General features: G+C 64.4%; 17 protein-coding genes. 11 read left to right on the top strand and 6 right to left on the bottom strand.

The features are described 5' to 3' along the window. Positions 1 to 50: 50 nt before the first annotated feature. Both glxR and AK829_RS12860 read right to left on the bottom strand, forming a co-directional pair. Positions 51 to 734 carry a CRP-like cAMP-activated global transcriptional regulator GlxR gene (glxR, locus tag AK829_RS09020; protein ID WP_052205548.1) on the bottom strand — a complete coding sequence of 228 codons (684 nt, stop codon included), beginning with the start codon at positions 732 to 734 and terminating at the stop codon, positions 51 to 53. Positions 735 to 796: 62 nt separating this feature from the next. Next, positions 797 to 919 carry a hypothetical protein gene (locus tag AK829_RS12860; RefSeq protein ID WP_256388253.1) on the bottom strand — a complete coding sequence of 41 codons (123 nt, stop codon included), beginning with the start codon at positions 917 to 919 and terminating at the stop codon, positions 797 to 799. A 23-nt stretch (positions 920 to 942) separates the two neighbouring features. Here AK829_RS12860 and nth point away from each other — a divergent pair, with 23 nt between their 5' ends. From nth to AK829_RS09000, 4 genes are read left to right on the top strand one after another with little or no spacing between them, the layout of a single operon-like run. Next, a complete protein-coding gene (gene nth, locus AK829_RS09015; protein ID WP_052205547.1) occupies positions 943 to 1749 on the top strand; it encodes an endonuclease III in 807 nt (268 codons plus the stop codon). Continuing rightward, positions 1742 to 2347, top strand: a complete 606-nt coding sequence (locus tag AK829_RS09010) for a TlpA family protein disulfide reductase (protein WP_052205546.1) — start codon at positions 1742 to 1744, stop codon at positions 2345 to 2347. Before nth ends, AK829_RS09010 begins: the two co-directional genes overlap by 8 nt. Further along, the gene (locus AK829_RS09005; protein WP_052205545.1) at positions 2348 to 3028 is read left to right on the top strand and encodes an NUDIX hydrolase; all 681 of its coding nucleotides are present in this window, start codon (positions 2348 to 2350) and stop codon (positions 3026 to 3028) included. A 21-nt stretch (positions 3029 to 3049) separates the two neighbouring features. Next, on the top strand, positions 3050 to 4228 hold the full coding sequence (locus AK829_RS09000) for a MarP family serine protease (RefSeq protein ID WP_052205544.1): 1179 nt from the start codon (positions 3050 to 3052) through the stop codon (positions 4226 to 4228). Between the two features lie 16 nt (positions 4229 to 4244). Here AK829_RS09000 and AK829_RS08995 read toward each other — a convergent pair whose 3' ends face one another. The 3 genes from AK829_RS08995 to AK829_RS08985 all read right to left on the bottom strand — a co-directional run bounded on the left by AK829_RS08995 (position 4245) and on the right by AK829_RS08985 (position 6418). Then, positions 4245 to 5009 (bottom strand): alpha/beta fold hydrolase, encoded by a 765-nt coding sequence (locus tag AK829_RS08995; RefSeq protein WP_052205543.1) that lies wholly within the window; start codon positions 5007 to 5009, stop codon positions 4245 to 4247. 9 nt (positions 5010 to 5018) lie between these two features. Next, positions 5019 to 5549: a phage holin family protein gene (locus AK829_RS08990; RefSeq protein WP_052205542.1), complete on the bottom strand. Its 531-nt coding sequence runs from the start codon at positions 5547 to 5549 to the stop codon at positions 5019 to 5021. A gap of 77 nt (positions 5550 to 5626) precedes the next feature. Next, the gene (locus tag AK829_RS08985; protein WP_052205541.1) at positions 5627 to 6418 is read right to left on the bottom strand and encodes an HAD family hydrolase; all 792 of its coding nucleotides are present in this window, start codon (positions 6416 to 6418) and stop codon (positions 5627 to 5629) included. 184 nt (positions 6419 to 6602) lie between these two features. Between AK829_RS08985 and ssd the strand changes: the two genes are divergently transcribed. The 7 genes from ssd to AK829_RS08950 all read left to right on the top strand — a co-directional run bounded on the left by ssd (position 6603) and on the right by AK829_RS08950 (position 10940). Further along, positions 6603 to 7610: a septum site-determining protein Ssd gene (gene ssd / locus AK829_RS08980; RefSeq protein WP_052205540.1), complete on the top strand. Its 1008-nt coding sequence runs from the start codon at positions 6603 to 6605 to the stop codon at positions 7608 to 7610. Further along, on the top strand, positions 7607 to 8746 hold the full coding sequence (locus AK829_RS08975) for a TadA family conjugal transfer-associated ATPase (RefSeq protein WP_052205539.1): 1140 nt from the start codon (positions 7607 to 7609) through the stop codon (positions 8744 to 8746). Before ssd ends, AK829_RS08975 begins: the two co-directional genes overlap by 4 nt. Continuing rightward, the gene (locus AK829_RS08970; protein ID WP_052205538.1) at positions 8743 to 9507 is read left to right on the top strand and encodes a type II secretion system F family protein; all 765 of its coding nucleotides are present in this window, start codon (positions 8743 to 8745) and stop codon (positions 9505 to 9507) included. The genes AK829_RS08975 and AK829_RS08970 overlap by 4 nt, the downstream gene beginning before the upstream one ends. Next, positions 9504 to 10082 (top strand): type II secretion system F family protein, encoded by a 579-nt coding sequence (locus tag AK829_RS08965; protein WP_052205537.1) that lies wholly within the window; start codon positions 9504 to 9506, stop codon positions 10080 to 10082. The genes AK829_RS08970 and AK829_RS08965 overlap by 4 nt, the downstream gene beginning before the upstream one ends. Before the next feature lie 72 nt (positions 10083 to 10154). Beyond that, positions 10155 to 10346 (top strand): DUF4244 domain-containing protein, encoded by a 192-nt coding sequence (locus tag AK829_RS08960; protein WP_052206483.1) that lies wholly within the window; start codon positions 10155 to 10157, stop codon positions 10344 to 10346. A gap of 19 nt (positions 10347 to 10365) precedes the next feature. Next, positions 10366 to 10638, top strand: a complete 273-nt coding sequence (locus AK829_RS08955) for a hypothetical protein (protein ID WP_052205536.1) — start codon at positions 10366 to 10368, stop codon at positions 10636 to 10638. Beyond that, complete coding sequence (locus AK829_RS08950; RefSeq protein WP_052205535.1) at positions 10635 to 10940, top strand: Rv3654c family TadE-like protein; 306 nt, start codon at positions 10635 to 10637, stop codon at positions 10938 to 10940. Before AK829_RS08955 ends, AK829_RS08950 begins: the two co-directional genes overlap by 4 nt. Here AK829_RS08950 and AK829_RS08945 read toward each other — a convergent pair. Next, positions 10937 to 13336 carry a DEAD/DEAH box helicase gene (locus AK829_RS08945; protein ID WP_052205534.1) on the bottom strand — a complete coding sequence of 800 codons (2400 nt, stop codon included), beginning with the start codon at positions 13334 to 13336 and terminating at the stop codon, positions 10937 to 10939. The two genes, AK829_RS08950 and AK829_RS08945, sit on opposite strands and share 4 nt — an antisense overlap. Positions 13337 to 13386: the final 50 nt, after the last annotated feature.

Here is a 13386-nt window from a genome sequence, read left to right as displayed (position 1 = left end):
CTTTTGGGGCGGCCTTTTCGTTGGTGTAGCTAAGGAGCTAGCGCGCAGATCTAGCGTGCGCGGCGGGCCAGGTGCTCCGTGTCCACGATAAGCACGCTCTTGCCCTCCAGGCGGATCCAGCCGCGGTGAGCGAAGGTGGCCAGCGCCTTGTTCACGGTCTCACGGGAAGCGCCGACAAGCTGGGCGATCTCTTCCTGGGTCAGGTCGTGGTTGACGCGCAGGGCGCCACCTTCCTGCATGCCAAAGCGGTTAGCCAACTGCAGAAGCGTCTTGGCCACGCGGCCCGGAACGTCCGTGAAGATGAGGTCTGCCAGCGACGCGTTGGTGCGGCGCAGGCGACGCGCCAGCACGCGAAGCAGCTGCTGGGAGATCTCCGGGTGGGTGTCAATCCACTGCTTGAGCATCGTGGAGTTCATCGTTGCCGCAGTGACCTCGGTGACGCACACGGCGGAAGAGGTGCGCGGACCCGGGTCGAAGATGGACAGCTCACCGAACATGTCGGATGGGCCCATGACGCTGAGCAGGTTCTCGCGACCGTCGGGGGCATGGCGGGCGAGCTTTACTTTCCCGTCCACAATAATGTAGAGGCGGTCGCCCGGTTCGCCCTCATCAAAGATGGTGGTGCCACGCGGGAACGTGACAGTCTCCATATCCGCAATCAGGGCAGCAACGGCGTCAGGGTCAACCCCCTGGAAGATGCCTGCCCGTGCGAGGATTGCCTGCACGTCTTCCATCGGAACCTCCTGTAACATATTCCTGTGACGTAATCAGTCTCTAAACCATGTTGAGACTACCATCACACGGCAGTGTTCGTGGCCAAATCCCCCGTAGTGCCTAGCGCGGCCTGTTCCATCCGCTCCATGCCAATGGTAAACAGCCCAAGAAATAGCGGAACAATGATGGCGGCGATGATGGTCATGGGGATGATTGTAGGGTGTGCGTATGGCGTCGATAAGCAAAAGCTCCCACCGGCGGGGCAAACACCCCGCAGCAAAGGGGACCGAAACCCGGCTGGGGCTTGTGCGGCGCGCACGGAGAATCAACCGTACGCTGGCGAAAACCTACCCTGATGCGCACGCTGAGCTGGACTTCTCCAACCCGCTTGAGCTGCTGGTGGCAACCGCGCTGTCCGCGCAGACCACAGACGTGCGCGTAAACCAAGTCACCCCCGCACTGTTTGCAAAGTACCCAACCGCGGAAGCCTACGCGGTGGCTAACCAGGCGGAAGTTGAAGAAATTATCCGCTCCACCGGATTCTTCCGCTCCAAAGCCGCCAACCTCATCGGGCTGGGACAGAAACTGGTCAGCGATTACGGCGGTGAGGTCCCAGTGGCGCTGGAAGACCTGGTCACCCTGCCCGGCGTTGGGCGCAAAACCGCGCACGTGGTTCGCGGCAACGCCTTCGGGCTGCCCGGTTTGACGGTGGACACCCACTTCCAACGCCTGGTGAAACGGCTGATGTTTACGCAGGAAACTGACCCGGTAAAGATTGAACACGCCGCGGGCGAACTGCTGGAAAAACGCGAGTGGACCATGTTTTCCCACCGCATTATTTTCCACGGGCGGCGCGTATGCCATGCCCGGAAGCCAGCGTGTGGGGTGTGTCCGATAGCATTTGACTGTCCAAGCTTCGGTGCCGGACCTATAAACCCGGAAGAAGCCGCTGCACTGGTCAAAGGCGCAGAACGCGAACATATTCTGCGCATGGCCGGATTTGAAGAGCCCGGATTGGAGGAGGCGAGTGAATAAGCAAGCAATGGCATCTGTGGTTGCCGCTGGTGTGGCTACAGTGTTCATCCTTGCTGGGGCGTTTGCCCTGCTCCGCGGTGGGCCCGATGGGGGCCCAGACGCGTCGTTGGCTTCTTCGTTCGACCCCTCGATGAGCGTCCAGCGCTCCGAAGTTATGGCGCCTGCTGCGGAGTATTCCGGCAACCGCCCGGACTGTGTTGCCGGCGGTGTTGGCGGCGTTGATCTGCCGTGCCTTGGTGGCGCGGAGGATCCGGGCCAGTTTGCGGACGTCACGCTGGTCAACGTTTGGGCGTGGTGGTGCGTGCCGTGCCGCGAGGAGCTGCCGGTGCTAGACCAGTTCGCCCGCGAGCACCCTGAGATCAGCGTGGTTGGCGTGCATGCGGACGCCAACGCTGAGAACGGCATTGCGCTGCTGGATGAGCTGGACGTGTCTTACCCTAGCTACCAGGATGATTCCGGCAAGTTTGCGGGCCAGTTGGCGCTGCCGAACGTGGTGCCGCTGCTGCTGGTGTACAAGGACGGCGAGCAGGTCGGCGTATACCCGCAGACGTACGCGAGCGTGGAAGAGCTTGAGGCGCTGATCGGGCAGGTTAACTAGATGGACGTAGCGCTCACCCCTGAGCGCGCACCCAGCTGGCTGCGCCCGCTCATTGACGCTTTGGGCGACCCGGATCCTTCCGAGCCGGCTGATGCCGCAGTGCTGGTGCTGTTCACTGGCGCGGATCAGGGTGATTTGCCTGGCAGTGTGCCTGAGAGCTTGCCTGAAGACGCCGCGTTGTTAATCACCCACCGCCATCCCAACATGCGCCACCACTCTGGCCAGATGGCGTTTCCCGGCGGCCGTATTGATCCGGAGGACCGCGGGCCGGTGGATGCCGCCCTGCGCGAGGCAACCGAAGAGACCGGCCTTGAACGCCACCGCGTGACGCCGCTTGCGGTGTTAGACGTGATCACCACAGGTGGCTCGCGCAAGCGTGTGCGCCCAGTGATTGCCTACGCCGCGGACCCCGGTGAGGTGTATCCGGCCAGCGAGATTGAAACCGATGACGTGTTCTTCATTCCGATTGCGCACTTGGTGGATCCGTCGAAACGCTTGAAAGTGAAGTTTCAGAGGTGGTCCGGTCCGGCGTTCTGGGCGCGCTGCTACCTGGTGTGGGGGTTTACCGCCGGGGTGATAGCCAAGCTTCTAGACGCCGCCGGTTGGTCCCGCCCCTGGGACCACACAACACGCCATCCGCTTGATGACGCCTTGGCACGTTCCTGCAACGATGAGCGCTAAACGCCAGCTACACTAACGCCGATGTTTTTGGATTTGACTCTGGTTGCACTGATTGTGCTCTCGCTTATTGGCGGGTGGCGCTCTGGTGCGCTGGCGTCCGTCTTCGCTGCCATTGGCGTGGTGGCCGGGCTTGTGGTGGCGCTGGCGATCGCACCCTTTGCGCTTGACGTGACAGATTCGCGCGTGCTGCGTATTGCGATCTTGGTGCTGCTGGTTGTCGGTTTTGTGGCCGTGGGCAACATCGCCGGCTCGGCTGCGGGTGCGCAGGTACGTGGCAGCGTGCGCAGGCGGTGGGTGCGCCGCGTTGACTCCCTTTTCGGCGCCGCGTTCCAGGCTTTGGCGATGAGCCTAGTGCTGTGGTTTATCTCCATCCCGCTGGCGGCATCCGTGCAGGGTCCGGTGGGCGACACGCTGCGCGCCTCCAAGGTGTTTGGGACGATTGACCAGGTAGCGCCTGCAGGCATTAGCCAGATGCCGCTGCGTATGGCCGCGATGCTGGACCAGTCCGGTTTGCCGCCGCTGGTACCGCCGTTCGGCCCGAGGGTTGCGCAGGTGGACGCGCCGGATCCGGCGCGTGTGCGTGAATCCATGTTGGCTGAGGTCCGCCCGGCCGTGGTGCAGGTGCTGGGTGATTCCAGCGTGTGCCAGCGCCGCCTCACTGGCAGCGGCTTTGTCATCGACGATGACTACGTTTTGACCAACGCCCACGTTGTCGCAGGCACCAACGTTGTCGCGCTGGACACCGTCATCGGCGTGAAAGAGGCCGAGGTGGTGCTCTACGACTCGGATGTGGACATCGCCGTCCTCCACTCCCCGCAGCTGGGCATCGACCCACTCCAGTGGTCCCCGAAGGAGCTTTTGCCTAACGACGCCACCGTGATCCTCGGCTACCCCCAATCCGGACCCTTCGAAGCTGCCCCCGCCCGCGTACGAGGTCGCCTGAACATCTCCGGGCCTGACATCTACGCAGCTGGGCGTGTGGATAGGGAGGCGTACGCCATCCGCGGCAGCGTCCGCCAAGGCAATTCCGGCGGCCCGCTGGTTGACGTGGATGGTGACGTGGTGGGCATGATCTTCGGCGCCGCGATGGACAACGCCGAAACCGGCTACGCCCTGACCGCATCGCAGGTGCGCGAGCGGATTGGCGACGTGCGCACGCTTCGCGTTCCCGCGGATACGCAAGCTTGCGTCGGCGGGTAGCAGCTGGCGTGGTGCTCTAGCGCAGGGTGCTGATCAGCGTTTCCACGAAGCGGTCCGGGTCCTCGATGTGGGGCGCTGCACTGAACCAATCGCGGACAGGGGCAGCAGCGCGAGAACCAACGCCAGCACCACGCCGCAGGCCAGGCAACACTGGCCGCAGCCGGGAGGTTTCCACGATGTGGGGCAGGGCGTGGTCAATCTCGCGCGCCAAGGTTCTTAAGTGCAGGAACTCCTCGAAGCGTGGGGTGTTGTGGAAGGCGGGGGAGGTATCAGCGGCCAGGCTGGCTCGCCAAATGTGGTCTTTCACGCGAGCGCTGGCGCCCAGCAGGCGTGGGCTCACACGGGCACCACAAGCAGCTAGGCCGCGGCTGGGAGGAAGCGCAACAACGCGCTGTACAACCTGCGGGTTTCGTGCAGCGGCAGCGCGGGCGATGATTGCGCCCGTGTCAGCGCCGACAACGGTGGCTGTTGTGTGGCCGAGGGTGTGGATGGCACCGTGGACGTCCCCAAGCAAAATGTGCAACCAGCTGCCCGCGCGATGAGCGGGCTTGTCACTCATGCCGTACCCGCGCAGGTCAAGGGCCGCAACGTGGTAGCCGTGGGAGGCAAGCGGGGCGATGACATCCTTGAAATCCACCCATGCGCCGAGCGCGCCGTGAAGCAGCAGGATCAACTCTGAAGACGCCGACGCGGCGTCCGCCACGTGAAGGCGAACGCCGCGTGTGTGCAGCATGCGGTGGGTGAACTCACCGTCGAGCTCCACCACGTTGGGGGAAACCACGTTCGGGGTTTAGCGCGAGGTGCCCGAGGTGTACAGGCCAGCCTCGTTCTTGGTCAGGTTTGCCTGCGCCTGGCCCGGGACCAGGTTCTTAAGCTCATTAACGCTGTCGATGGTGCGCTTCGGCGCCTGAATCTTCTTCACGCTGCGGAAACCGATCAACGCCATGAGGCCAGCCAGGGCGATCATGATAAGGAAGACGATGAGGAACGCCCAGCCGCGGTGCATCCAGGATGCCAACATCTCAGCGAAAGCGAAGAAGAGGAAGAAGGTTGCGTAAAGGGCGATAACGCCGGCGGCGCCGAAGAGGCCACCGCCTACCGCGCCCTTCTTTACAGAACCCATAACCTCGGCCTTGGCCAGCTCAATCTCGCCGCGGACCAGGGTGGATACCTGCTCAGACGCATTCGAGATCAGCGTGCCAATGGAGTCATTGCCGGGCTTGGTGGTGCCGGTTTCATAAAGCGGAATGGAATTCACCACGGAGTCTGCCATGGAGTCCACTGCGTCGGTGCCGCTGGTGTACAGGCCTTTGTTGCTCACTGTTTATACCTTCCTGAACGTTTATTTATCCCATACAACACTAGCCACATTTAGCTGGCCGCGCTGAAAACATGCTGCTACGCCGAGCGCTTATCTTTCAGCAGCTGCCTGGTCAGTAGCGTCGCGGCCAGGGCCACGGCGGCGATACCTGCGACAACGCTGGCGCCGATGGTGACCTCGCGGGCGTTCGGCATTTGGATGAGCGGCTCTGGGTTTTTGAAGATGCGGATCTCCCAGCCGTTGGCGGCCGCGTGCTTCTTCAGCGCGCGCTCTGGGTTGACGGCCACGGGGTTGCCCACCATCTCAAGCATGGGGATGTCCGTGGCGGAGTCGGAGTACGCGTAGCTTTCGGCAAGGTTGTAGCCGTGCTCCTCGGCGAAGCGACGCACGGCGTCTGCCTTGGCGTCGCCCTTGAGGTAGTTGGTGATCTCGCCGGTCAGGCGGCCGTCTTCGACACCCATTTCGGTGGCAACGACGGTGTCAATGCCCAGCTCGCGCGCGATTGGCTCCACCAGGATGGACGCGGAGGCGGAGATGATAATCACGTCGTGGCCTGCGGCTTTGTGCTGGTTAATCAGCTCGCGTGCCTCGGCGTAGATGGCAGGGGTGACTACGGTGCGCATCGTTTCCTGGGTGATGCGCTGAACGTCTTCAACCTTCCAGCCCTCAACAAGTTGCGCGAGTGCGTCGCGCGTGGAGTCCATCTTCTCGCTGGACTGTCCTACGAGCATGTATGACACTTTTGCCCAGTAGAGTTCGAGGGCTTCGGCGCGGGTGATCATGCCGTTGTGCATGAATTCTTTGCCGAAAGCGAACGCGGATGACGTTGCAATGATCGTTTTATCCAGATCAAAGAACGCAGCAGTCATAGTTTGTGAGTGTACTGATTTGCGCAAAGAGAACACTCTGGGACAGGCCTTGTTTCGGCGAATTCCCAGGTGGTTCAAAAAGTTATCCACAATTTCGTGTTGATGCGTCAACAAAAATCGGGGGTTATCCACAGGTTTTTGCGCGGCCGTTGATGTTTGGTTTCACGGATTGCACGCTGTTTTTATGAATCAGCGCAGCTCAACACCTATCGCTGTGGCAGTGGATGATCCGCTGCTGCACCCGGAGGCCATCCACATCGCCGCCGCCACCGGCCGGCCCATCATTGAGGTCCCCGACCCGGCTCAGCTCGCCCGCATTCAGCAGAGAGCCTTCGCCGTGCTTACAGACGCCACGTGTAACCCCACCCCCAACACCTTCCACATCACGCACGATGTTGACCCAGCGACTCCCCGCACGTTTGCCTTGCCGCTGCAGGCGGCGGAGCTGCTCAAGGCGCTAGGCGCACTGTATACGCAGCTCACGCAGCGCACGCCGGCGGCTAGCCGCGGCGGCAAGGTGATTGCGCTGGTTGGGGCGTGTGGGGGAGTGGGGGTGTCTACGTTTGGGGCGTCGATAAGCAAGAAAGCTCCCGGTGCCACCTTGGTGGACGGGCATGCGCACTCCGGCGGGCTGGATCTGCTGCTGGGGCTGGAGGATGTTCCGGGCGCGCGCTGGGGTGAGGTAGCCTTTGGCGAGGGGGCGATTGCGCGTGCGGACGTACGCCGCGCGCTACCCGTGAGCAGTGACGATGTTGCCGTGCTGACGTTTCCGCGCTCCATGTTTGCCGACGTTTCACTGCCCCAACCCAACGACATCGACGCCGTTGCTACTGCCCTCGGTTCTGCGGGCGTGACCGTGCTGGACGTGCCGGTGGAGCTGGTGCCGCAGCGTTGTGACTTGGCGCTGGTGGTGGTGCCGGGGCAGCTGCGGGCGGCGGCGTCAGCGGCGCGGATTGTGGCGCAGTTGGCCGCGAAGAGTGTGCCGCATGGGCTGGCGTTTCGTCGACACGGATGGGAGTCCCTGAGCGCCGCCGAGGTGGAGCGCATTGCGAACTCCAACGTGGTGGCGGAGCTGGCCGACTGCCGCGGCCTGACCAAAACCGTGGAGCGCGCCGGGCTACCCGCGAGGCTGCCGCGCCCGCTTGCTCGCGCGGTGGAAGCGGTGCTCGCCGAAGTTGGGGGTGTTCGATGAGCACACACGATGAAGTGTTGGCGAAGGTCCAGCGCAGGCTTGCAGACGAGCCGGGCGCCCCCACCGCGCAGCGCCTCGCCCAGTTGATCCGCGAAGAGGCGGTGGTGATCAGTGACTTGGATGTGCTGGATCTCATGCGACGCCTGCGCGAAGATACGACGGGCGCCGGCCCCTTGGAGGCGCTGCTGGCCAGCGGGGATGTGACGGATATCTGCGTCAACGGTGCGGATGCGGTGTTTGTGGATTCCGGCCACGGCTTGGAGCGCGTCACCCAGCAGTTGTTCGCTGCGGAAGAGGACGTGCGGCGTTTGGCCACGCGCCTAGCGCTTCGCTGCGGGCGCAGGTTGGATGACGCGCACCCCTTTGCGGACGGCCACCTGCGCCGCGCAGACGGCACGTTGCTGCGTTTTCATGCGGTGTTGTCGCCGACGTCTGCACACGGCACCTGCATTTCTTTACGAGTCCTCCACACCGCCACCGCTCGCCTGGACGACCTGGTCTCACGCGGTTCGGTGCCCGAAGACGTGGCCGAGGTGCTGCGCGCCGTCGTTGCTGAGCGCAAGACGTTTTTGGTTGTCGGAGGCACTGGCTCCGGAAAAACCACGCTGCTGTCTGCCCTCCTGGCGGAGGTGGACCCAGCCGAGCGGATCCTGGCCATCGAAGACACCCTGGAGCTCACACCTTCGCACCCGCACGTGCTGAACCTGTCCACACGCGGGGCGAACACGGAGGGCGCCGGCGAGATCACGATTGCAGACCTGGTGCGCCAAGCACTGCGCATGCGCCCGGATCGCATTGTGGTTGGTGAGATCCGCGGCGCCGAGGTCATCGACCTGCTGGCGGCGTTTAACACCGGCCACGACGGCGGCGCGGGCACCCTGCACGCTAACTCCATCGAGGAAGTGCCTGCACGCTTAGAGGCGCTCGCCGCGTTGGGAGGTTTGGACCGCGCCGGGTTGCACGCGCAGCTGGCAGCGGCGGTGGATGTGGTTGTGGTGGTGCGCCGGCTGGCAAGCGGGAAGCGCTGTGTGCAGCAGATCGGTGTGCTCGATGCGGCCGATGGCGTGGTGCGCATGCGCGTGGTGTGGGACGCCGACACCGGCGCACACCCCGGTTTTGCGGAGGTGGCGCCATGAGTGTCAAGGTTGCGCTGCTGTGCGCTGCGGCGTTGGTGCTGCACCCGCCAAGGCCTGCGAGCCGGGTGGATGCTGCTTCTCGCCCTTTCAGCCCCGCCTGGATCCCGGTTGGGGTGGGCGTGGTCAGCCTGGTCGCGTTCAGTGTTGGGCGCGCGGGCGTAGTTATTGCCTTGGCTATGGCGGCGGCGGTGGTGGTGTACACGCTGCAGGAACGTCGAAACTCGCGCCTTCGGTTGGCCGGGGCGCAGGCGGCCGCAACGTTCATTGGGCACCTGGCCGAAGGCGTGAGTGCTGGTGCGACCATGGCGGATGCCGCAGCGCGTGCCGCAGAACGCCTCCCCGCCGGGGTACCTCGGGCGTTGCTTCACGACGTCTCCCTGCTCACCACCTTCACCCACCAAGGCAGCCTGCCACCGACCCTGACCACCCCTGAGCTAGAACGGGTGGCGTGTTTGTGGCGCTGCGCGCAGACCCGTGGTGTGCCTATTGCCAGCCTGCTAGCCACCGCCCGCGATGAGATAGACAACCGCCTGCAACACCGCGCCGCCACCGATGCCGCACTCACCGGGCCAAAGACCACCGCCACGGTGCTCTCGCTGTTGCCGCTTGGTGGGGTTGCCATGGGCAGCGCCATGGGTGCTAACCCCGTCGGCCTGCTTCTCGGTCCGGGGATAGGTTCGGCGCTGCTGGTGGTGGGCACCGCCTTCGTATGCGGCGGCGTGCTGGCCTCCGGGGCGATTATCAGGAGGGCCGCCGCATGATTTCTCCACTGACCTTTGTGTTGATGGCGCTTGCTGTGGTGGTGGGTGGGCCGCAGCCAAGCAGGCGTGTGCAAATAGCTGGAACTGGGGCGGGTACTGGTGAGCCCGCGCAACACCGCCCTCGCGATGGCCCCGCGACGGCGGATCACAACCGGTGTGCCAGCGACATCGCCCTGTTCGCCGCCTGCGTCACCGCGGGGCTTCCCCCTGCGCTCGCGGCGGCAACAGTGGCGGACACCTACCCATCCGGGGCGAGTCCCTGGCACACCACGGCCGCACTTTTGGCGCTTGGGGCACACCCCGAGCGCGCCTGGTCCGAACTGCGCCCCCTGCCTGGGGGAGCGGACCTGGCAGACCTTGTCACCTTGTCCAACGCGTCCGGTACTGCGCTTGCCAACGGCTGCACGCGCATCGCCGAACGCCTCCGATCCACCTCCGCCGACGCCGCCACGGCGAAAGCGGAACGCGCCGGGGTGCTCATCGCCATCCCCTTGACGGCGTTTTTCCTCCCGGCGTTCTTCGTCCTTGGCCTGGCACCAGTGGTGATCAGCCTGGGCGCAGACATGCTCAATTAATGCACTAACAAAAACGTGAAAGGAACAATCATGAACCGCATCAACACTTTTGCCCTGATCGCACAGCTGAAAATGGGCGATTACCTCGCGCAAGCTGCAGAGAAGCTGCGCAACGATAGAGGGTTGTCCACCATCGAATACGCCTTTGGCTCTTTGGCGGCCGCCGCCCTTGCCGGCGTGCTGTACATGGTGGTCAACAGCAACGGCGTAAGTAGCGCCATTGAGTCCGTGATCACGGACGCGCTCAATGACCGCCCCAAGTAGCCGCACCCAAGGTTGAGCCATGACCACCATCGAAACCGCACTGTCCATGACCGTGCTGGTCACCGTCACCGCAGCCATCATCGGGGGTATTGCCACCATCGCGGCGTTTATCTCCGCAGTGGACATCGCGGGTGCGGCGGCCCGCTCGGCCGCCATCGGCGTGAGCTACCAACCCCCGCGCGGTGAGGTAGCCATTACCGAATCCGCAGGCCTAGTCACCGCCACCGCACGCGTCCCCGCAGCCATTGGCACCATGCGCGCCCAGGCCATCTTCCCCGTGGAGTACCAATGAGCACCGTTACCTCTGCCGGCATCGTCAGCGCCGTCGTCGCCCTGGCCGCGTCTGTGGCGGCGATCGGCGGTGCGGTTGCGGATTCCCACCGCGCCCAGGTCGCCGCCGAGCTCGCCGCCGTCGCGGGCGCCACCGCCCTCTACCAGGGTGCGGACGCCTGCGCGGTTGCCGCACGCACCGCCGAGCTCAACTCGGCCACCTTGGAGCATTGCTTGCTTATCGACGGCCACGTCACCACCACAACCGCCATCCCCCGCACCATCCGCACAGCCACCGGCCACGCCCGGGCAGGCCCGCTCTAGTCCTTCTCTTTCTTCATGACGGAGGGGCTCTGCCCCGACGTCATGCTCTGCCCCGACGTCATGGTGACAAGCGCGCCAAGCAGCTTGAGCGCGGCGTGTTTGTCCAGCGGCTGGTTGCCGTTGCCGCACTTCGGCGAGTGCACACACGAGGGGCAGCCGTCCTCGCACCCGCAGGCGCGCACCGCCTCGTAGGTGGCGGTGATCCATTCGTGGAAGCGGCGGAAGCCCTCGTCGGCGAAACCTGCGCCGCCGGGGTGGCCGTCGTAGACAAACACGGTCGGCAGCATCGTGTCTGGGTGCAGTGCGGTGGATACACCGCCGATGTCCCAACGGTCGCACGTTGCAAGCAGCGGCAACAGGCCAATCGCGGCGTGTTCCGCGGCGTGCAGCGCGCCGGGAACTTCGCCTGCGGAAATGCCCATCGCGTCCAGTGCCATGGGATCGATGGTGTAGGCCACCGCCCTGGTGATCAGGCGTTGTTCTGGCAGATCGAGCGGGATGTGTTCGGAGACGGTGCCGTCCGCAAGCCGGACCACATAGCCCGTCACCCGGTCAACCACCTCAACATCCACATTCGCCACCCACAGCCCCGGCGAGGGGTTGGTCAGCTCGGTTGGTGTGCCCAGGATGGTGATGTCCGTGGTGGAGCGCGCCTGCGTGGTGTAGTCCGGGGTTTCCGGCGTCACAAGCGCCACGTAGTCCTCCAGGTCCAGCGTGTCCACGACGAATTGCTCGCCTTGGTGGATGTACACGGCGCCGTCGTGAACCTGGCTCATCGCGCGCGCCGCATCCACGGTGCCAAGCAGGCGGCCGTCGGTGACGTCCACAATCGCCACCTCCTGGCCGGACCCGCCGCGCAACGACACGTTCGCGTGCGCCGTCTCCGGGGAGATCTCCCCCTGCAGCTGCGGCACGGCAAAGTAGCGCTCCCCGCGCTTGCGCAGGAAACCGCCGTCGACCAGCTCGTCCACCACTTCGGCAGCACCGAAGGTCTCAATGTCCGCGCTGGTCAGCGGGCGCTCAACGGCCGCGCAGTACACATGCCCACGAAGCAAATACGGATTGGAGGGATTAAACACACTGTTTTCCACCGGCTTGCGCAAAAGCGCCTCCGGGTGATGCACCAGGTAGGTATCCATCGGGTCATCGCGCGCCACCAGCACCGCCACCGAATGCTGACCCCGCCTGCCCGCGCGCCCTGCTTGTTGACGAAACGACGCAACCGTCCCCGGAAACCCCGCCATCACCACAGCGTCCAACCCACCAACGTCAATACCCAACTCAAGCGCGTTGGTGGTGGCCATGCCGAGCAACTCGCCTTCATCGAGTGCGCGCTCTAACTTGCGACGATCCTCCGCAAGATAGCCCGCACGATATGAGGCCACCCGCCCGGCAAAATCCGGCCTGCCCAAAAGAACCAGTTCCTCCTGGGCGCGCATGGCCACGATCTCCGCAGCGCGCCGGGAGCGGACGAAGGTGAGGGTACGTGCGCCGTCTGCAATCAGCTGCGCCATGATGCCAGCTGCCTCGGTGGTGGCGGCGTAGCGCACCGGCGCACCATTGTCCGCGGTCGGGGCGTCCGGGCCCTCGATAAAGCCCGGTTCCCACAGGGCGATGGTGCGCTCACCGGTGGGCGCACCGTCCTCCGTCACCGCAATGACCTCGCGCCCACACAACCTGGACGCCTGGCCCGCCGGATCCGCAGCGGTTGCGGAGGCAAAGATAAACGTCGGCGTTGAGCCGTAAGCCTCCGCAATCCTGATCAACCGACGCAGCACCAACGCAACATTCGCCCCAAACACCCCGCGGTAGGTGTGGCACTCATCCACCACCACGTACCGCAAATGCCGAAGCAGCCGCGCCCACCGCTGATGACCAGCCAAGATGCCCGCGTGCAACATGTCCGGGTTGGTGAACACAAACCGCGACTGCTCCCGAATCCCCGCCCGCGCCTCCTGCGGCGTATCCCCGTCATACGGCGCCGGGCTGATATTGGCCGCACGCAGTCCTGCCGCACCCCGCACCATCTGCGTGGTTGCCTGCAACTGGTCAGAGCCCAACGCCTTCGTCGGCGTCACATACAACGCACACGCCTTCTCATCCGCAGCCAGCGCAGACAACACCGGCAGCTGATAACCAAGCGACTTGCCTGAAGACGTCCCCGTTGCCACCACCACATCACGCCCCGCCCACGCATGCTCTGCGGTTGCTGATTGGTGGATGTAGGGGTGGGTGACGTCGGCGTGAACAAGCAACTGCTCCAAACTCGGCTCAACCCACGCCGGCCAGCTGGCGAAACGCGCCGGGCACGCCGGCACCTTCTCAACATGCGTGATGGTGGAATGCGGCAGACGGCGCTTGAGGGAACCAATGAGACTGTCGCCGAAATCTTCCATGCAAGCAGGGTAGCCGCGCAGGCCAATTCGTGGCAGACTGGGAAACGTTC

It is taken from the genome of Corynebacterium riegelii, assembly GCF_001263755.1.
GTDB classification, from domain to species: Bacteria; Actinomycetota; Actinomycetes; order Mycobacteriales; family Mycobacteriaceae; genus Corynebacterium; species Corynebacterium riegelii.
This window is presented reverse-complemented; position numbering and strand designations above follow the sequence as displayed.